Below are 20118 nucleotides of genomic sequence, written 5' to 3' on the forward strand. Positions count from 1 at the left end.
CGGTCGGCTCCTGTTCGCGGAGCTGGGTGAAGTCGACGTTCAGCTTCGGGCTGGCCAGGGCGGAGAAAGCCGATGGAGTTCGCGGTTACCGCAGTCGTCATGGAGCACTTCGCCGGCCACGTGGGCGCAGCCTCGATCGCTCTGGAGCCGGTGGCCGAGCCTGGATGGAACGAGACGGTCCATGTTCCGGAGACCACGGGGCGTCAGCATCTGCTGATCAGGGCACCGGGCGTGACGACCCGTCAGCGGGCCAGTGGTGGGAGGAGGGTGCCGGCTCGCTTGACGTGGCGGGTGACCAAGGTGGTCTCGACCCGCAGTACGCCGCTCAACGCACCGATGCGGGTGGCGAGGTAGTCGTACAGCGCGTCGGCATCGCGGCACACAACGAACGCCACCATGTTGCTGGGGCCTGTGGTGGCCGCGGCGAAGGCGATCTCGGAGTGGCCGGACAGCATTCCGGCCACCCTGGACAGCTCGGCGGATGCGACGGTCAGCCACAGCACGGCTTCGCAGCTGAAACCGAACAGCACAGGGTCGATCTCGACGTCGAAATACAGCACACCATCGTGCCGCAACTCCTCCATCCGGCGCCGGACGGTGGATTCGGACCACCCGGTCGCGGTGGCCAGGCTCGGGACATCCGCACGGCCGTCCTTGGCCAGCACGGGCAGTAGTCGACGATCGGCCTCACTGAGCTCGACCGGCCGGGTTTCGTCCCGTGACGCCGGTGCGGCCGAGGAGTCCCCTGAAGGTTGCTCGGGGCGGCGCAGGTCCTCGGCCTGCTGGGCGCTCAATGCGGCGGTGCGTCCGTGCCAGCCCGCCGTCCCGGCGACTGCGCGCAGCAGGCACTGCGCGGTGACAGCGGTGATCCGTGAGGTCCGTGGCAACTTCGGCAGCAGCAGGCTGTCGTGGTGGGAGCCGCCAGGGGCCCGCGTGATGCAGGTGATCTCGGTACCGCCGGAGGCCAGTCCGACCCACGAGGTGTCCTCACGTCCCGACAACGTCGCTGCCACTGCCAAGGCCGCGTCGGGGGTGCATTGGATGCGCACGAACCAGTCGACCATCCCGAGCCTGCGGGCGTTGGGCAGGCCGACGACGCGCAGCGCGCCCGCCGAACGCAGACGGTGGTAGCGACGCGCGACTGTCCGGTCGGACGCGCCCAGAGCCGTGGCGATGCGGCTGAACGGCGCGCGGCCGTCGATCTGCAGGGCATGTACCAGCTGCCGGTCGAGAGCGTCGAGAGTGTCCGAATCCACCAGTCCAGGCTATCCCGACGTCGGAAAACGTCGAAGAGAGCCGGATTGGACGCCTGGCGGGCATTGGGCGAGGAAGCCTGGGAACACAGACCTCGGCCCGCAGCGATGAGTACGCGCATGACAAGAGGACGGATTCCTTCGATGACCGACCGGACCGGAGCGGCCATGACCTCGCCCACAAACACGCCCACCACTGCCGGGCTCGACCCGGTGGCCGCGACCGCACGCCTGACCGCCGCCCTGCGCGCTCGGGAGTCGGCGCGCCCCGACCGGCTCTTCGACGACCCGCTCGCCGCAAGGCTGGCGGGTGATCCCGGGCGCGCTCTGCTCGACCGGATAGGCGAGGTTCCCACGATCCCGGTGCGCACCCGGTTCTACGACGATGCCATCACCCGCCTCACCGCCGACGACGGGATCCGGCAGATCGTGCTGGTCGCCGCCGGCATGGACACCCGCGCCCACCGGCTCCACCTCCCGGCCGACAGCACGCTGTTCGAGCTGGACCGGCCGGAACTGCTGCGGCTCAAGGGCACGTTGCTCGCCGAAGCGGCGCCGCCCCGCTGCTCCCGCAGGCCGGTCGGCGTCGACCTCGCCGCCGACTGGACGAGCGCGCTCCGGACCGCCGGCTTCCGAGCGAATCAGCCCACCTGCTGGCTGGCCGAAGGCCTCACGCCGTACCTGGAGGCAGCCGATGTGCACCGACTGCTCGACCGGATCACCGAGCTCTCCGCACCGGGAAGCCACCTGCTGGCCGACTTCGTCGGCCGGTCCCTTCTCGACAACCCCTCCGTGCGCCCGATGCTGGCCTTGCTCGCCGACTGGGGTGCGGCCTGGCGCTACGGCATCGAGGAACCCGAGACTCTGCTCACCGAGCGCCACTGGCGGCCCGAGGTGACCCGGATCGGCGAAGCCGGCCATGCCCTGGGCCGCTGGCCGTTCCCGGATGCTCCCCGGGGCACCCCCGGCGTCCCCCAGGGCTACCTCGTCCACGGCAGGAGGTAACGCGGGTACGGGCCGTCTCACACGCCCCATCGCGGAGCTGCCCATGTCCTGCCCTGCCGGGCCGAGCATGGACAGGACGGGGAGATGAACGGCACGACGGCCCGGTGGCTCCGGCCGCCGGAACGTGGCGGTGCCACCGGGGGAGCGTCCGTGGCACCGCCGATCGGCAGCCGGGTGATGGAGTGTCAGGCTCCTGCCGCGGTGACGACGGCGTCGGTGACGAACCCGAGCCGAGAGAGCCGCCCGCCGCGCCCGTCCCGACCGACGCGGCGTCCGGCCGGTGCCGTCAGGCGGGCTGCGAGGCGTACCCGAGAAGGGCGGCGGCCAGGCGGTCGGGGGCCTCGCCGAGTGGCAGCAGCTCGTGGGTCGCACCCGTGCGGGTGATGCGGCCTCCCGACAGGACCACGAGCCTGTCGGACGCGGCCGCGGCCACGTCGGCGTCGTGCGTGATCAGCACGATCGCCACTGCGAACTCGGCCCGCAGCTTGCCCAGTTGCTCTACGATCCCGGCCTCGGTGTCGGAGTCGAGCGAGGCGGTCACCTCGTCGCAGATCAGTACCGCGGGCTGGGCGGCGAGCGCCCGTGCCAAGGCGACCCGCTGGCGCTGCCCACCGGACAGCTCGCCCGGCACGCGGTCGGCCACATCGGCGGGCAGGGCGACCGCGTCGAGCAGCCTGTCGATCTCCGCGTTCCGCTCGGCCCGGTCCCGCATGCCGCGCAGCCGAAGCAACGGGCGGGACAGCGTGGTCCGGATGTCGTGGCGCGGGTGAAGCGACTCGGCCGGGTTCTGCGCCACCAACTGCACCGCCGCGCGCTGCGGAATGCTCCGCTTGCGGACGTCCGTCGGCAGCTCGGCCCCGAACAGCGCCAGCGTGCCGGACGACGGCCGATGAAGCCCGGCGAGACACCGTGCGAGCGTGCTCTTGCCGACTCCCGAGACGCCGAGCATGGCAAGGCACTCGCCGGCTGCCACCGTCACGTCGATGCCGTGCAGCACCCGGTTCGCTCCGTAGCCGGCGACCAACCCGGTCGCGCTGAACACCGGCTCGCTTCGCTCCCGGTCGGTGGAGCCGACGGACGGTGCGGCGACCAGCGTTCGGCCCGGCGCCCGCGGCGTGGTGATCCGGCCGGCTTCGACGGCGACGATCCGATCGGCGAGCGTGGCCACGGCATCGAGGTCGTGGCTGATCCACAGCAGCGCGACGCCGCGCTCCTTGAGCCGCCGAAGCTCGGTCAGCACCTCTGCCCTGGCCAGGAGATCCAGCGCGGTGGTCGGTTCGTCCAGCACCAGGAGCCGTGGCTCGCGGGCGAGGGCGGCGGCCAGCACCACGCGCTGCTGCTGGCCGCCGGAGAGCTGGTGCGGGTAACGTCCGGCGAGTTCTCCCGGCAGGCCGACCCGGTCGAGCAGGGCGGCGACCAGGTCGGCCCGCTCCGCGCGTGGCAGGCCGCGCCTGCCGGCGGCGGTGAGCAGGATCGACGACACGCGGGCGTACGGGTTCAGCGCGAGACCGGGGTCCTGGCCCACGTAGCCGACGGTCCCGCCGCGAAGTCCCTTCGGCGGCACGGGAAGTACCGGCACTCCGTCGACCCGGGCCTGGCCGCCCGCGTGCCGGATGCCTTCGCGCAGGTGCCCGAGGACCGCCAGCCCCATGGTGGTCTTGCCGGAGCCGGACGGGCCGACGATGCCGACCGTCTCGCCCTCGGCCACGGTGAGGTCGACCCCGTCGAGCACCGGAACGCTCCCCGCGTGCAGTCGCAGATCCTTCAACTCCACCAGCAGTGCTGAGGTGTTGGGCGATTCGCTCACGAGAGTACCCCTCTGAACCGGCGAGCCACCGCATCGGAACCCAGGTTGGCGCCGACCGCGATCACCGCCACGCATGCCATCGGCGCGACGAGCGCCCACGGCTGCAACTCCGCGCCCGGAAGTGCTTCCACGACCAGCAGACCCCAATCCGAATCCGAGGTGGAAAGTCCGAGGAATCCGGCGGCGGCGACCAGGTAGACCGCGGAGACGAAGCGCATGCCGAAGTCGGCGATCACCGGCCCGGCGATCAGCGGCAGCACCTCGCGGCCGAGGATCCACGGCCATCGCTCGCCGCGTGCCACCGCGGCCTCCAGGTGCGCGCGCCCGGCGACCTGGGCCGCCGCGGCGGCCACCACCCGGGCCGACAGCGGCACGCTGGTCACCGCGATGGAGAGGATCAGACCGGCGCGATTCGGCAGCACCGTGAGGATCAGCAGCACCACCAGGATCGATGGAACCGCGGCGACCGCGTCCAGCGGGCGCATGATCACCGGTGCGAGCCACCGTCTTCCGGTGGCGGCGAGCGCGGCGGACAGCCCGGCGAGCACACCCACCGCCGATCCGGCGGCCGCCGCCGCGAAGCTGGTCAGCACCAGGGGGCGGCCGCCGTGCAGCAGCCGCGACAGCACGTCGCGCCCCAGGTGGTCGGTGCCGAGCAGGCCGACCTCGCCGGGCAGCGCGTACGGCACGCCGACCGTCTCCGTCGCCCGGTGCGGTGCCAGCTCCGGGCCGAACAGGACGGCGCAGAGGAACAACGCGAGCACGACCGCGCAGAGGCGGGCGGCGCCGCTGCGGACGATGACACCGGCGCCGCTGCGGGCGATCACGAGTGCGCGGGCGGTCACGACGCACCCGCCGTACGCAGCCGTGGGGTGGCCAGGCGCACCGCGAGGTCGGCCAGCGTCAGCGCGACCAGCATCGCGGCGCCGAGGATCAGCGCCAGCGCCTGCACCACGGGGAGGTCCCCGGTCTGAACGGACGTCACCAGGAGTTCTCCGATGCCGGGGTATCCGTACACCCTCTCCACCAGAACCGCGCCGCCGATCAGTCCGACGCCGGTGACCAGCCACGCCTGCACGGCGACCGGCACCACCGCGGGCAGCACTGCCACCCGCAGTGCCGTCGGGCTCGGAATCCCGGACAGCCGCAGGAATTCCACGTGCGGGGCACGCCAGGCCGCCGCCGCTGCTGCCCTGATCACCCGCAGCGAGTAGGCGAAGCCGACCAGGAACAGACTGAACACCGGCAGCACCAGCGTCCTTGGGTAGTCGAGCGGGCCGGCGCCCGCCGGTATGAGAGACACCGCGGGCAGCAGGCGCCAGCCGACCGCGAACAGCACCACGAGGACACCGGCGACGACGAACTCGGGCACCGACACCAGCAGCAGTGACGCCGTGGTGATCACGCGGTCGGTCGCGCGCCCGTGGCGCGCTGCCGCGAGCAGGCCGAGCCCGAGCGAGACCGGAACGAGCAGGGTCATCGCGAGCCCCGCCAGCAGCGCCGAGTTGCCCACCCGGTCGCCGAGCATCGCCCCCACCGGTCGGCCCGAGGCGGACGTTCCGAGGTCGCCGCGCAGCAGCGCGGTGCCCCAGTCGGCATAGCGTTGCAGCACCGGGCGGTCCAGCCCGAGGTGTGCGCGGACCTCGGCGATCCGCTCGGGTGTCGCGGTGGTACCGAGGCGGGCGGCGACCGGATCACCGGGCAGCAGGTCCACTCCGACGAACACCACGAGCGAGAGCAGCACGAGCACCAGCACGCTGGTGGCGAGCCTGCCGCTGAGGTAGCGCAGCAGGGGAACGGCGGATGCCGTCACGCCAGCCCCGCCTTGCCGAGGTACGGGTACTTGGCGTCGACCCTGGTCCCGATTCCGGCGACGTTCTTCCGTGCCACCGACAAGGTGTCGGCCAGACCCCAGACCACGGTGTTACCGCGATCGAACATGGCGTCCTGTACCTCGTTCCAGGAACTCCGGCGCCGCGCCTCGTCGGTGTCGCCGATCGCGGTCGACACCGCCTTGGTGATCGCGGCGTCCGGCATGGCCAGGGACGGGTACGCCGATATTCGTCCGTAGATCACCGGCAGGGGCAGCGCGCCCATGGAGAACACGATGCCGTGCGCCTGCGCCAGCGCCTTGACGTCGAAGAAGGTCGGGACGGAGACGATGTCCGGCTTGACGTTCAGTCCGATCTCCCGCATCTGCTCGGCGAAGAGCTGGGTGGAGGAGTTGTAGCCGATCTCCCATTCCGCCGACCGGATCCTGATCTCCGCGCCGTCGGCGCCGGACTCCTTGACGAGCCTTCTTGCCTCGTCGAGGTTCCTGGCGACGGGCTCGCGCTGTGCGAAGTACTCGCTGCCGGCGCCGAACAGGTCGTTGCCAGGGCTCCCGTTGCCGAGCAGGACCGTGTCGACCAGGGCCTTCCGGTCGATGCCCAGCCGGATCGCCCTGCGTGCCCGCGGGTCGTTGAAGGGCGGGCGGGTGGCGTTGAGTACGAAGCCGAAGCCGGTCCGGTGGCGTGCGTCGGTCCGGCGGATCTCCAGTGCGGAGCTGTTGGTTCCGGTGCGGGCGGCAGTGAACGGGATGTCGGCGGCGAAGTCGGCCTGCCCGGTGAGGACCGCGTTCACCTTGGCCTGCGGGTCGGCGAGGCTCGACAGGACGATGGCGTCGGCGAGGGGGGCGCCGTCCCAGTAGCGGTCGAAGCGCACCAGGCGTGCTTCACGCCCGGCCTCGAAGGCCTCGACCCGGTAGGGGCCGGTGCCGACCGCCGTGGTGGGCGCGAAGTTCGCCGCGTTGTTCTTGATGATCTTGGCCGGGAACGCGGCGAGCATCACGGCGGGATCGCCGACGGGTTGTCTGGTCGGTACGCGCAGGGTGTGGTCGTCCGTCGTGGTGACGCCCCTGGTGTCCAGGTAGGACGACAGCTCGCTCGGATACGGCCTGGCGGGGTCGCTCATGTAGCGCAGGCTGTATGCGACGTCGGCTGCGGTGAACGGAGAGCCGTCGTGCCAGAGCACGCCATCGCGCAGCCGCAGCACGAATGACCTCCCGTCAGGTGCGGGCTGGGCGGTGAGCGCGAGCAGCGGTGCCGGCTTGCCGTCGTGGAGGGTGAACAGCGATTCGTAGATCACGTCGTTGCGCACGTAGTCGCTCGGCGAGCCGCCGGCGAACGGGTCCAGAGACTCGGCAGCGCCTCCGCCGGTGAGCACGACCCGGAAGGTTCCACCGCGCCGCGGGGTCGAGGACGTCGTCTGCGCGACGGCCCCGCCCGCGGCCCCGCCGCCGCATCCACCGATCAGCGCTCCCGCGCCGGCGAGTCCGAGCGCCCATCCGGTCGCTCGCAACAGGTCACGACGGGTTGGCGACATGAGGGCCTCCGAAGAAGTTCAGACGAGGTTATTGGTAATGACTTTCATATCGCATAAGGTGTTGTTCCGTCGAGGAGGCCGAGTCAACAAAGGTTAGGCTAACTACACCAGTTGATGGTTGGTCAATAGTTACTGGCCGACTTCTGGTTAGACATGCTAGGAATGAAGAGGCTTCCACGCCAAGGCCGAAGGCCTCGCTTGTACGTTGTGCAAAGGTTCTCACGGGGAGAGAGACATGGACCGTTCGCGATGTTGCCTGCCTGCTGACCGTCGAGTGTCGACATGACGCCGACTCCTTGGCTCCGCTGCCGACTACCCCGGGTGGCCCCGGAGGTCCGGCTGGTGTGCTTCCCGCACGCCGGGGGTGCGGCGAGCTTCTTCACCTCCTGGACCCGCGCGCTGCCCGACACCATCGAGGTGTGGGTGGTGCAGTACCCGGGGCGCGCGGACCGGATCAACGAGCCGTGCATCGAGGACATGGCGGCGCTCGCCAGGGCGATCGCCCCGGCGATCTCGGCCCTGGCCGGCATTCCGGTGGCGCTCTTCGGCCACAGCATGGGAGCAGCCGTCGCCTACGAGGTGGCCAGGCTGCTCCAGCGGGACCCGGCGACAGCGCCGGTCCACCTGTTCGCCTCCGGCCGGCACGCGCCGGGCGAGGTGGTCGACGAGGCTGTGCACCTGCTCGACGACGAGGCGCTGGTGCGCGAGCTCGTCCGGCTCGGCGCCACCGACGGCGAGCTGCTGCGCGATGCCGAGATCCGGTCGGTGTTCCTGCCGGCCATCCGCGCCGACTACACGCTCGCCGAGACCTACCGTCACCTGCCGGGCCCGGTCCTGGACTGCCCCATCACGGCGGTCATCGGTACCGGCGATCCGGAGGTCACCGCCGCACAGGCGCGGCGGTGGCGCGAGCACACCAGTGCGGCGTTCGCGCTGCACGGACTGCCCGGCGAGCACTTCTACCTGGTCGAGCAGGCCGAGGCGGTGCACCGGCTGATCGAGCGCGGTCTGACCACCGGTTCCGGCTCACCGGTCGGCGCGTCCCGCCACTGACCCGCCCTCGGCCGGCCGCCACGTCTCGCGGCACGCCCCTTGCGGCGCAAGGGCATCAGACCAACACGGCACAGGAAGGTACCCGTGATCCCACAGGAGCAGATGACGGCCGAGCTCATGCAGGCCGTCGCGGAGGCGTTGGAGGTGCCCGCCGCCGAGATCGGCGAGCAGGACAACCTCATCCAGCTCGGGCTGGACTCGCTGACCATGATGCGGCTCGCCGGCCGATGCCGCAGGTCCGGTCTGGACATCGGTTTCGCCGAGCTCGCCGAGAAGCCGACGCTCGCGGCCTGGCGGACGTTGATCGCCGGGCTCTGCGGCGGCCTGCTCGCCGCCGCGCCGGACACCGGCGAGGCGGCCGAAGTCCTCGACGAGAGCGAGCCGTTCGACCTGGCGCTGATGCAGCACGCCTACTGGGTCGGCCGGGCGCAGGGGCAGCGCCTCGGCGGGGTTGCCGCGCACTTCTACAACGAGTTCGACGGCGCGGATGCCGATCCCGCGCGGCTGGAGTCCGCGGTGCGGGCGGTGATCGCGCGGCACGCGATGCTGCGCGCCCGGGTGCACGACGACGGCAGGCAGAGCATCCTTGCGCAGAGCCCCTGGCCGGGTCTGCGGGTGCACGACCTGCGGGCCCTGTCCGCCGTGGACGCCGAGGCCCGACTGGCGCAACTTCGGGCCGAGTTGTCCCACCGGAGCATGGACATCACCGCCGGGGAGATGTTCGACGTTCAGCTCTCCCTCCTGCCGAAGGGAATCCGGGACGGCGGCACCCGGATGCACGTCAACCTCGACATGGTCGCCGCGGACGCGCTGAGCCTGCGCGTGCTTCTCGCCGACCTTGCCGCGTACTACCGCGATCCCGCGAACCCGCTGCCGCCCCTGACGTACAGCTACCCGCGCTACCTGCGGGACCGGGAGGCGGCCAGGACCGCACCGGCCAGGGCGGAGGCGCTGCGGGCGGACCGCGAGCACTGGGCGGGCCGGCTCGCCGACCTGCCGGCGGCTCCGCAGCTGCCGGTGGCCGGGCACGACCGGGAGGTCGCCGCCACCACCGTGGTGCGCAGGCACTGCCTGCTGGACGCGGCGGCGGTACGGACGTTCACCGAGCTGTCCCGGCGGCACGGGCTCACCCCCGCGATGGCGCTCGCCGCCGTGTTCGCCGAGACCCTGACCGCCTGGAGTTCCGAGCAGCGCTTTCTGCTCAACCTCCCGCTGTTCGACCGCGAGCCCGCGCATCCGGACGTGGGCTCGCTGGTCGGCGACTTCACGTCGTCGGTCCTGCTGGCCTGGGACGGTGGCACCCCCGGCACGTTCGCCGAGCGCGCCGCACGGTTGCAGAGCCGGTTCCACGAGGATGCCAAGCACTCCGGCTGCTCCGGGGTGGAGGTGCTGCGCGACGCGTCCAGGCTGCACGGCGAGCAGATCCTCGCACCGGTCGTCTACACCAGCTCGCTCGGGCTCGGCGAACTGTTCCCGCCTGCGGTGCGCGAGTGCTTCGGCGACCCCGCCTGGATCATCTCGCAGGGCCCGCAGGTATGGCTGGACGCCCAGGTCACCGAGTTGGACGGCGGACTGCTGGTGAACTGGGACGCGCGCGAGGACGCGTTCGCGGCCGGTGTGCTGGACGCGATGTTCGGCGCGTACAGCGCGCTTGTCGACGCCCTCGTCTCCGATCCGGACGCCTGGACGTCGCCGCTGCCCGCCATGCTGCCGGACGGTCAGCTCGCCGTACGGGCACGGGCCAACGACACCGCGGGCGAGCGCTGCGGCCGCCGCCTGCACGAGGGCTTCTTCACCCGCGCGGCGACCGATCCCGACATCCCGGCGCTGCTGTGGGGCCCCGAGGGCTCGATCACCTACAGCGAGCTGTCCCGGCGGGCGCTGGCCCTGGCGGGCCGGCTCCGCACCGAGGGCGTGCGGCAGGGTGACCTGGTCGCGGTGACCCTGCCCAAGGGCCCGGACCAGGTGCTCGCCGTGCTCGCGGTGCTCGCCGCCGGCGCGGCCTACGTACCGGTGGGAGTGGACCAGCCGGACACCCGGCGCGAGCGGATCCATGCGGCAGCCGGGGTGCGGTACGTCCTCGACGACGTGACGGTCGCCTCCGGCACCGCCGCTCTGGACGGCCCGGCGATCGGCGACGACGGCGGCCTGGCGTACGTGATCTACACCTCCGGGTCGACCGGCGAACCCAAGGGCGTGGAGCTCAGCCACGCCGCGGCGATGAACACCATCGACGACCTCAACGACCGGTTCGGCATCGGCACACGCGACCGCACGCTCGCGGTGTCCGCGCTCGACTTCGACCTGTCGGTGTACGACGTCTTCGGCCCGCTGTCGGCTGGCGGTGCGATCGTGTGCGTCGAGGAGCCACAGCGCCGCGATGCCACCGCATGGGTGGAACTGCTGCGCGCCCACGGCGCCACGGTGCTCAACTGTGTGCCCGCACTGCTGGACATGGTGCTCACCGCGGCGGAGGGCGGTGAGCTGCCGCTGCGAGTGGTGCTGCTCGGCGGCGACTGGGTCACCCTCGACCTGCCGGGCCGGCTCGCCGAGGTGGCGCCGCGCTGCCGGTTCGTCGCGCTCGGCGGCACCACCGAGACCGCGATCCACTCCACGATCTGCGAGGTCACCGAGGTCGGGGCGGACTGGAACTCCGTGCCGTACGGAACGCCGCTGCGCAACGTCACCTGCCGGGTGGTCGACCCGCTCGGGCGGGACGCGCCGGACTGGGTGGCGGGCGAACTGTGGATCGGCGGTGCCGGGGTCGCTCTCGGCTACCGCGGCGATCCCTCGCGCACCGCGGACCGGTTCGTGCGGGTCAACGGCCTGCGCTACTACCGGACCGGTGACCGGGCGAGGTACTGGCCGGACGGGACACTGGAGTTCCTCGGCCGCGCCGACCACCAGGTGAAGGTGCGCGGCAACCGGATCGAGCTCGGTGAGATCGAGGCGGCGCTGACCTCCCACCCGGGTGTCGGCCAGGCCGTCGCCGTCGTCGGTGAGAACGGCAGGCTCGCCGCCGCGATCACGCCGATCCGGCCGCAGGAGCCGGTCGACAGCGCCCGAATACGCTCCTTCCTGACGGAGCGTCTGCCGTCGGCGATGGTGCCCGAACTGATCGCGCTGCTGCCCGCGGTGCCGCTGACACCCAACGGCAAGGTCGACCGGCCCGCCCTGCGCTGCCTGCTCTCCGCCGCCGACACCCGGGCGGCGGCCAAGGTCACCCCGCCCAGCGGCGAGGTCGAGCGGCGCGTCGCCGCGGCCTGGTCGGAGATCCTCGGGGTGCCGGAGGTCGGCCGCGAGCACGACTTCTTCGCCCTCGGCGGCGATTCGCTGCTGGCCACCAGGCTGGTCGGGCGGCTGCGGGCGGCCGGGCTGTCCGGGGTGGCGCTGGCGCACCTGTTCGCCGGTCCGGTGCTGGCCGCCTTCGCCGCCACCCTCCGCCTGGGAGCGGCCGAGCCGGCCCTGCCGGTGCTGGTGGCGGACGAGGAGAACCGGCATGAACCGTTCCCGCCGACCGACGTGCAGCGCGCGTACTGGCTCGGCCGGTCGAAGGAGTTCACCCTCGGCGGGATCGGCTGCCACTTCTACCGCGAGTACGACGTACCCGACCTGGATGTGGCACGGCTCCAGTCGGCCGTGAACGCGCTGGTGGCGCGGCACGAGATGCTCCGCGCGGTGTTCGACGAGCGCGGCGACCAGCGGATCCTGCCGTCGGTGCCGCCGTACGTGATCCCGGTGACCGAGGCGGGTGACGACGAGGACGGAGCCTTCGCGCTGCTGCGCGACACCGCGTCGCACGCGGTGTTCGACCCCGGCAGCTGGCCGCTGTTCGCCATCCAGGGGGTGCGCTCCGGTCGCACCACCCGGCTCGGCATCGGGGTGGACAACATCGCTCTCGACGCGCTGAGCATCCTGACGTTCTATGCCGAACTGGGCACGCTCTACGAGAACCCGGACGCGGAACTGCCGCCGGTCGGGCTGTCCTTCCGCGACTACGTGCTCGGCGCGGCACCCGAATCCGGCGCCCTGGCCGCGGCACAGGAGTACTGGACCGGGCGGCTGGCGAGCCTGCCGTCCGCGCCGCGCCTGCCGCTCGCCGTCGATCCGTCCGAGGTGGACCGCCCGCGGTTCGTCCGGCACGAGGGCCGGGTGGATGAGCGGCGCTGGCGGGCGGTCACCGACCGTGCGCGCGAGCACGGCATCACGCCGTCGGCGGTGCTGCTGACCGCGTTCGCCGAGGTACTCGGCCGGTGGAGCTCGCGCCCCGACCTGACCCTGAACCTCACCCTGTTCGACCGCCGGGACGTGCACCCCGACGTGCACCCCGACGTGCACCGCGTGATGGGCGACTTCACCTCGTTGATGCCGCTGTCCGTCGAACCGCAGGCGGGGCAGAGCTGGCTGGACCGCGCGCGGGCGGTGCAGGAGCAGCTGTGGCGCTCGCTGGACCACCGCGAGGTGTCCACTGTCTGGGTACTGCGCGAACTCGCCCGCCGCACCGGCGATCCCGAGGTGTCGATGCCGGTCGTGTTCACCAGCGCGCTGGGGGTGCCGGGCGGCACGGCCGCGCCGCGGTCCGGCCCGTTCAGCCGTCAGGTGTGGGGGGTGTCGCAGACCCCGCAGGTGTGGCTGGACCACCAGGTCGTCGAGGTCGACGGCGGGGTGTCGCTGAACTGGGACGTCGTCGAGGAGCTGTTCCCGCCCGGGATGGTGGACGACATGTTCGCCGCCTACCTTTGGTTGCTGGACTGGGTGGGCGGCGCCGACTGGACCGCCCCGACGCCGGATCTGCTGCCCGAGGCTTCCCGGCAGGTGCGCGAGAGGATCAACGCGACCGCCGGCCCGGTGCCGGACGGGCTGCTGCACACGGAGTTCTTCCGCCTCGCGGGCGAGCGGCCGGACCGGATCGCGGTGATCGCCGACACCCGGACACTGACCTACGGCGAACTGGCCGACCGCGCGCTCCGGGTGGCCGGGCTGCTGGCCAAGCACGGGGTGGCGCCCGGTGAACCGGTGGCGGTCAGCCTGCCGAAGGGTCCGGACCAACTGGCCGCCGTGCTGGGGGTGCTGGCCGCCGGCGCGGCCTACCTGCCGGTCGGCGTGGACCAGCCCGTGGCGCGCCGGGACCGAATCCTCTCCCTGGCGGGTGCGAGGTTCGCGGTCACCGAGGCGGACGCGCCGGGGGACTGGCGAGGCTGTCGCCAGGTCCCGATGACGGACCTGGGCGAGCCCGCAGACCGTCCGTTCGACACGGACCCCGGCGAGCTCGCGTACGTGATCTTCACCTCCGGCTCGACCGGCGACCCGAAGGGAGTGGAGATCACCCACGCCTCGGCGCTGAACACCGTGGCGGACGTCAACTCCCGCTACGGGCTCGGCGAGCGGGACCGCGTGCTCGCGGTGTCCGCGCTGGACTTCGACCTGTCGGTGTACGACATCTTCGGCCCGCTCTCGGTGGGCGGCGCGGTGGCCGTCATCGACGAGGACGCCCGCCGCGACCCGCGCGTCTGGCTGGACCTGGTGCGGGCCCATGAGGTCACGGTGTGGAACACGGTGCCCGCGCTCCTCGAGATGCTGCTGGTCGTGGCGGAGGGCGCTGGTGAGTACCCGGAATCGCTGCGAGTGGCGCTGGTGTCCGGTGACTGGGTGGGGCTCGACCTGCCCGGCCGGCTCGCCGCGGTCGCGCCGGGGTGCCGGTTCGTCGCGCTCGGCGGCGCCACCGAGGCGTCCATCTGGTCCAATGCCTTCGATGTCGCCGAGGTGGACCCGGGCTGGGTGTCGGTGCCGTACGGATTCCCGTTGCGCAACCAGCGTTTCCGGGTGGTGGACCCGCTGGGGCGGGACTGCCCGGACTGGGTCGCCGGCGAGCTGCGGATCGGCGGCGCCGGAGTGGCCCGTGGGTACCGGGGCGCGCCGGAGATCACCGCCCGGCAGTTCACCGGCGAGGGCGGCGAGCGCTGGTACCGCACCGGTGACCTCGGCCGGTACTGGCCGGACGGCACCCTGGAGTTCCTCGGCCGGTCCGACCACCAGGTCAAGATCCGCGGCCACCGGATCGAGCTCGGCGAGATCGAGGCGGCGCTGGCCTCCTGTCCGGGTGTCGGGCACGCGGTGGTGTGTGTCGTGGGCCGGAAAGCGGGTCGGCGGCTGGCCGCCGCCGTCGTCGCATCCGGTCGATCCGCTGTGGAGCTCGGCGCGTTGCGGACGCAAGCGGCAGCCCGGCTGCCCGCGCACATGGTGCCCGAGCGGATCCAGGGCATGGACGCCCTGCCGTTGAGCGCCAACGGAAAGGTCGACCGCAAGGCGGTCGCCGACCTGCTCGCGACGATCGACACCACCGACCTGCCCCAGGCTCCGCTCGGGGAACTGGAGGAGGCGGTTGCCGCGATGTGGGCCGACATGCTGGAAGTGCCAGGCGTCGGCCGTGAGCAGAGCTTCGTCGAACTGGGCGGAGACAGCCTGCTTGCCGTCCGGTTCGTCGAGGCGGCCCGGGCACGGTTCGGGGTCGCGCTGCCGCTGAAGCGGCTGTTCGCGGGGCCGACATTGCGTGCGGTCGCCGCCCTGCTGGCCGAGGAACAGGCTGCCGCGGCCGACCTGGAGGAGGGCGAGCTGTGACCAGCTGCCGTCGAGACGACTACACGAGAAGTGTTCACGATGACCGGGGGAGCCGCTGTGATGTCAGGGACAAGAGAGCACGTCCACTACCGGGAGACCGCCGTCGGGGGCCCCTTCGACCCGCTGGCCGTGGTGTCGGCGGTGGTGGGTTCCGGAGCACTCGCCGACTACGTGGTCTACGAGCGCGATCGCCGGTGGTTCGTCGCCGGCGACCCGGTCGGTGAGGTGATCGTGGACGCGCGGCAGGTGCGGTCGACCCTCGGGGGCGAGTTCGCCGAACCCTGGTCGGGCTCGCCGTGGCGGGCGGTGCGCGAGGCGCTGTACCGGGCCCCGCTCAAGGAGTGGCGCGCCTATGGCTGGGCGTCCTTCGAGCTCGCGGGTCCCGACGCCGAGGCGTCACCGGATGTCCTGGCGCACCTGATGATCCCGGGTGTCGAGCTGGAGATCAGCGAGGAGCGGCTGCTGATCCGGTCGCTCGACGATGCGGCCGTGGACCCCATCCGATCCGCGGTGGGCACCGGGACCCCGGCGTTCGATGGCGAGCCGAAGTCGGTGGACGTGCGAACGCTCGACGGGCGCTACCTCGCCGGCGTGGCGCACGCGGTGGAGCAGATCCGCAGCGGCCGGCTGCAGAAGGTGGTGCTGTCGCGCTGCGTTGACGTGCCCTTCGACGTGGACATGCGCGCGACCTACGTGGCGGGGCGCAAGGCGAACACCCCGGCCCGGTCGTTCCTGCTCGACCTCGGCGGCTGGCAGGTCACCGGGTTCAGCCCGGAGACCGTGGTCGAGGTGGCTGCCTCCGGCGCCGTGTCCACCCAGCCGCTGGCCGGCACCCGGGCGCGCACCGGTGACCCGGTCGCCGACCTGGCTCTACGGGCCGAGTTGCAGACCGATCCCAAGGAGGTCTTCGAACACGCCACCTCGGTGAAGCTCGCGTTCGACGAGCTGGAGACCGTGGGGCGCCAGGGTTCCACGCGGGTGAGCGAGTTCCTGGCCGTCAAGGAACGCGGCAGTGTCCAGCATCTCGGGTCGCGGGTGGACACGACGCTTGCCGAGCCGTACACGGCGTGGGACGCACTGGCCGCGGTGTTCCCGGCGATCACCGCGTCCGGCATCCCCAAGAGCCCCGCGTACGAACTGATCACCCATCTGGAGTCGGGGCCACGCGGGCTGTACGCCGGCGCCGTACTCATGGCGGGCAGCGGCGGCGAACTGGACGCCGCCCTGGTGCTGCGCGCGGTGTACCAGCGCACCGGCCGCGCCTGGCTCCGGGCCGGTGCGGGCGTGGTCGCCGCGTCCACTCCGGTGCGCGAACACGAGGAGACCTGCGAGAAGTTGAGCAGCGTCGCGCCGTTCGTGGTCCCCGCGGCGGCCGCAAGTCCCACCCGGGAGACCGGCGAGTCCCGCCGAGGCGAGACGCCGGACCTGGTTCAACGAGTTGGCTCGAACGACCAAGGAGATGACGGTCCGAATGGTTGATGCGCGGTTGAACAGGCGGTGGACCACTCTGGTGACCGCCCTCGCGGCGATGCTGATGACCTTGGACATCACGATGCTCAACGTCGCGTTGCCGCAGATCGGCACGGATCTGCACGCGACGCTGGACGGCCTGCAGTGGGTGGTCAACGCCTACACGCTGGTGTTCGCGGCGCTCCTGCTCACCGCGGGTGCCCTGTCGGATCGGCTCGGCCGCCGCCAGATCTTCCTGATCGGCGTGATCGTGTTCACCCTGGCGTCCGCGACCTGCGCGCTGGCGCCGAACGTCGAGCTCCTGATCGCGGCCAGGGCGGTGCAGGGCATCGGCGGTGCGATGGTGATGGGCACCTCCCTCGCGCTGATCGCCGGCGCCTTCGAGGGTGCTCCGGCCGGGCAGCGGGAACGGGCGGTCGCGCTGTTCACCGCCGGCGGCGCCGCCGCGGCGGCGATGGGGCCGGTGATCGGCGGTGTCGTCGTCGACTCGCTCAACTGGCGGTTGCTGTTCGCAGTCAACGTGCCGCTGGGCCTGCTGATCATCTACGGGACGGTCCGCCGCGTGCCGGAGAGCGCCGGCGTGCGTGACGCCCGCCTTGATCTGGTCGGCCCGGTGCTCGCCGTGCTGGCGCTGTTCTCGCTGAACTACGGCCTGGTGACCGGCGCGGACAAGGGCTGGTCCAGGCCGGACGTACTGGTCGCGCTGGTCGCCGGAGCGGTGCTCGCGGTGGTGTTCGTGGTCGTCCAGTGGCGGCTGGGCGAACGGGCGATGCTGGACCTGCGGCTGTTCGCCATCCCGTCGTTCTCCGGCGCGATGCTGCTCAGCTTCGCCGCGCGCATCGTCAGTTTCGGCATGTTCCCGTTCGTCATCCTCTGGCTGGGCGGCATCCTGGGCTTCTCGCCGCTGAAGGTCGGCCTGGTGCTGTTCGTGCAGTCGGCCGCGTTGATGGTCGGCGCGCCGATGAGCGGGGTGCTGGCGAAGGTCATGCCGTTGTCGGCCGTGATGGCGATCGGCATGGGCCTGTGCGGTGTCGGGATGTTCACCGCGGTGGGGATCGGTCCGCACGACGGCTGGACCGCGATCGTGCCGATGCTGATCCTGATCGGTGTCGGCGGCGGTCTCGCCATGCCGCAACTGCTCGGTGTCGCGGTCGCCGTGGTGCCCGCGTCCCGAGCCGGCACCGCGTCCGGTGCGGTGAACAGCTTCTTCCCGCTCGGCACTTCGGTCAGCGTCGCGGCGTTCGGCGCCGTTCTCGCGGCCCGGGTGGACTCGACGATGTCGGACGACGCACTGAACGCGGCCGGTGTGCCGGCCGGTTCGGCGGGGCCACTGCGTGCTCTGGTGAACACCGGTCAGTTCGACGCGGCCGGCCGTCTTGTGCCGAAGTCCGTGGCGGAACCGGTACTGGAGCTGGCGCGCGCCGGGTACACCGGGGCACTGTCGACGATCTTCCTGGTCGGCGGGATAGCCGGCGTGCTGTCCGGGCTGGCGAGCCTGGTCCTCATCCGTGCCAAGGACAACCACGTCCCGGCGCAGGCCGGGGAGCCCGGCACCGCCGAGGAGCCCTCGGCGGTGCCTTCGTGACCCTGTCAGTCCACCTCGGCCGCGGCGGCCAGCTCGTCGAACGCGATCGGTTCCGGCTCGTCCGGCCGGACCAGCTCGGGCATGCCGATCCGCGCGGTCAGGTCGCTCCACGCGCGGGTGACCGCGAGCGCCCACTGGCCGCTGCGCGCTCGGCGGCCCGGCTCGGCGATATCGCGCACCAGGCCGCGCAGGGCGACGAGGACCGCGTCGGGCCAGGTGCGGGCGAAGACCTCGTGGTAGCTGCGAGTGGTCGCCTCCCCGAGGACGGACGTGCTGGGGACGGCAAGTCGCTCGGTGCCCGGTCCGCTCATCACCAGGCGTCCGGTCTCGTCGCGCGGGGAGTGCATCCGCGGGTTCCACAGGACCGGCCCGTGGGTGTCGGCGAGCGTCAGCACCCCCGCGTCGCAGCCGAGCGAGATCCGGTGCATCAGCAGGGAGTGGTTGTCCGGGTCGCCGGGGTGGACCTGGTTCTGCACCCGCACGGTGACCGGCACCCCGCCGATCACCGCGTTGAGGTTCAGGAAGGGCTGCGGCGTCGAGGTGTTCTCGGGAGCGTCGGCGGGTTCGCCGAACGACCACGGGCGCAGGCCGCCCGCCGCCCGGCCGAGCACGTCCAGCAGCGGATAGGCGACCTGGCTGTTGCACGCCGCGTCCAGGAACCGGATCGGCTGACGCGCGCGGAGGAACTCTGCCGCTGCCAGGAACTGCCGGATCGGGCGCAGGTTCGGATAGAGCGTGTTCACCGCGTAGGCCGCGCCGCCCTGCTTCGCCGCGCGCAGGCAGGCGGCGACCTCCGTGGAGTGCACCGGATGTTCCTGCAGCACGTGGATCCCGCGCCGCAGCATCGCCTGGGCCAGCTCCGAGCCCGGTCCGCCGGTGGCGCCCGAACGGACGACGACGCAGGCGATGTCGATGTCGTCGGGCACGGCCTCGGCGGAGGTGAACAGCGGCACGCCGTGGCGTGCGGCGAGCTTCACGGAGTAGTCACCGCCGCGTGCGAGCACCCCCGCGAGGGTGAACTCCTGCGGCGCGGACCTGACCGCGTCGAGGTAGATGCGGCCGAACGCGGTGCCGGCCACGACCACGCGCAGTGGAGCGTGTGTCACGGATCCCCCTTCTTCGAGTCGCCGAGCGACCCTCCTGGGCCCATAACAGGCCAATCGGTGCAGAACATGTCAAAACCCAAGCTATCAGCGTGAGTTCGGCAACGGGAGACGGAATATGAAAACGACGTGCAGCCACGTCCTGCTGTGGGTGAGCGATCTCCACCAGGCCGTGCGGGACTACCGCAGGCTCGGCTTCACGGTGGATTACGCGACCGCCAAGGACAAGGCGCGGCATGCGCACATCTGGTTCACGAACGGGCCGGTGATCGAGCTGCTGACCACGCCGAGCACGGCCAAGTACTTCAAGTGGCCGATCGACCTGATCGCCGGTCGCGGCTCGGGCGCGCGCATGGTCCGCTGGCCGCAGGGCGGCGAGGGGTTCTGCGACGTAGCCGTCGTCACCGAGGCGCAGGACCTGATCGGCGAACTCGCGGCGCTGCGCGCGGCCGGCGTTCCCACCGGGCGGGCGGTGCGGTGGCGGCGGACCAAGCCCGACGGGCAGCAGACCACGTTCCGGCTGGCCTACCCGCGCAATGACCGGCTGCCCTTCATTGTCACGCCGTACGACCCGCCGCAGCACCCCGCGCATGCCGAGCACGCCAACGGCGCAACCGAACTGCACCGCGTGCGCATGGGTGTGCGCGCCGAGGACGCCGAAACGTTCCGTCTGATCGTCGGCGACGACCCCACGTTCCTCGTCGAACCCGCCCACACCACCAGGGTGTTGGGCATCGAACTCGCCGGGCTGCGCGGCGAGCTGGATCCGGCACTGCGGCACGGCGCCGTGCTGGAGCCCGTTCGGACCGTGCCCGACATCGCCTGATCCCATGACCGACATACCAGGACCTGACGGGGGAG

At 72.0% G+C, this 20118-nt stretch carries 12 protein-coding genes; 6 read left to right on the forward strand and 6 right to left on the reverse strand.

Features of this window, described 5'->3' with window-relative positions; translation table 11 throughout:
* Positions 1-242 precede the first annotated feature (242 nt).
* Positions 243-1256, reverse strand: a complete 1014-nt coding sequence (locus tag ACIBK6_RS33710) for an Lrp/AsnC family transcriptional regulator (RefSeq protein ID WP_399055791.1) — start codon at positions 1254-1256, stop codon at positions 243-245.
* A 165-nt stretch (positions 1257-1421) separates the two neighbouring features.
* On the opposite strand from ACIBK6_RS33710, the gene ACIBK6_RS33715 reads away from it, so the two are divergent.
* Positions 1422-2258, forward strand: a complete 837-nt coding sequence (locus ACIBK6_RS33715; RefSeq protein WP_399055793.1) for a class I SAM-dependent methyltransferase — start codon at positions 1422-1424, stop codon at positions 2256-2258.
* A gap of 286 nt (positions 2259-2544) precedes the next feature.
* On the opposite strand, the gene ACIBK6_RS33720 is transcribed toward ACIBK6_RS33715, so the two are convergent.
* From ACIBK6_RS33720 to ACIBK6_RS33735, 4 genes are read right to left on the reverse strand one after another with little or no spacing between them, the layout of a single operon-like run.
* Entirely contained in the window at positions 2545-4065 is a 1521-nt protein-coding gene (locus tag ACIBK6_RS33720) for an ABC transporter ATP-binding protein (protein WP_399055795.1), read from the reverse strand.
* Entirely contained in the window at positions 4062-4910 is an 849-nt protein-coding gene (locus ACIBK6_RS33725; RefSeq protein WP_399055797.1) for an ABC transporter permease, read from the reverse strand. Before ACIBK6_RS33725 ends, ACIBK6_RS33720 begins: the two co-directional genes overlap by 4 nt.
* Positions 4907-5878, reverse strand: coding sequence for an ABC transporter permease (locus ACIBK6_RS33730; protein WP_399055799.1), 972 nt, complete (start codon positions 5876-5878; stop codon positions 4907-4909). The genes ACIBK6_RS33725 and ACIBK6_RS33730 overlap by 4 nt, the downstream gene beginning before the upstream one ends.
* Positions 5875-7428, reverse strand: a complete 1554-nt coding sequence (locus ACIBK6_RS33735; RefSeq protein ID WP_399055801.1) for an ABC transporter substrate-binding protein — start codon at positions 7426-7428, stop codon at positions 5875-5877. Before ACIBK6_RS33735 ends, ACIBK6_RS33730 begins: the two co-directional genes overlap by 4 nt.
* Before the next feature lie 282 nt (positions 7429-7710).
* On the opposite strand from ACIBK6_RS33735, the gene ACIBK6_RS33740 reads away from it, so the two are divergent.
* From ACIBK6_RS33740 to ACIBK6_RS33755, 4 genes are all read left to right on the forward strand, one after another.
* Entirely contained in the window at positions 7711-8481 is a 771-nt protein-coding gene (locus ACIBK6_RS33740) for a thioesterase II family protein (RefSeq protein ID WP_399055803.1), read from the forward strand.
* Positions 8482-8565: 84 nt separating this feature from the next.
* Positions 8566-15099: an amino acid adenylation domain-containing protein gene (locus ACIBK6_RS33745; protein ID WP_399055805.1), complete on the forward strand. Its 6534-nt coding sequence runs from the start codon at positions 8566-8568 to the stop codon at positions 15097-15099.
* Between the two features lie 60 nt (positions 15100-15159).
* A complete protein-coding gene (locus ACIBK6_RS33750; protein ID WP_399055807.1) occupies positions 15160-16578 on the forward strand; it encodes a salicylate synthase in 1419 nt (472 codons plus the stop codon).
* A 31-nt stretch (positions 16579-16609) separates the two neighbouring features.
* A complete protein-coding gene (locus tag ACIBK6_RS33755) occupies positions 16610-18154 on the forward strand; it encodes an MFS transporter (protein ID WP_399055809.1) in 1545 nt (514 codons plus the stop codon).
* Positions 18155-18159: 5 nt separating this feature from the next.
* On the opposite strand, the gene ACIBK6_RS33760 is transcribed toward ACIBK6_RS33755, so the two are convergent.
* Positions 18160-19260, reverse strand: a complete 1101-nt coding sequence (locus ACIBK6_RS33760) for a Gfo/Idh/MocA family oxidoreductase (protein ID WP_399055811.1) — start codon at positions 19258-19260, stop codon at positions 18160-18162.
* 115 nt (positions 19261-19375) lie between these two features.
* On the opposite strand from ACIBK6_RS33760, the gene ACIBK6_RS33765 reads away from it, so the two are divergent.
* Complete coding sequence (locus ACIBK6_RS33765) at positions 19376-20083, forward strand: VOC family protein (RefSeq protein ID WP_399055813.1); 708 nt, start codon at positions 19376-19378, stop codon at positions 20081-20083.
* Positions 20084-20118: the final 35 nt, after the last annotated feature.

It is taken from the genome of Streptomyces sp. NPDC050485 (assembly GCF_044458185.1).
Classification (GTDB): Bacteria; Actinomycetota; Actinomycetes; order Streptomycetales; family Streptomycetaceae; genus Streptomyces.

Bases quoted from the DNA above. Each gene is read 5' to 3' on its own strand.
- ACIBK6_RS33715 (WP_399055793.1), top strand. From the start codon at position 1,422: ATGACCTCGCCCACAAACACGCCCACCACTGCCGGGCTCGACCCGGTG.
- ACIBK6_RS33735 (WP_399055801.1), bottom strand. From the start codon at position 7,428: ATGTCGCCAACCCGTCGTGACCTGTTGCGAGCGACCGGATGGGCGCTC.
- ACIBK6_RS33740 (WP_399055803.1), top strand. From the start codon at position 7,711: ATGACGCCGACTCCTTGGCTCCGCTGCCGACTACCCCGGGTGGCCCCG.
- ACIBK6_RS33750 (WP_399055807.1), top strand. From the start codon at position 15,160: ATGTCAGGGACAAGAGAGCACGTCCACTACCGGGAGACCGCCGTCGGG.
- ACIBK6_RS33765 (WP_399055813.1), top strand. From the start codon at position 19,376: ATGAAAACGACGTGCAGCCACGTCCTGCTGTGGGTGAGCGATCTCCAC.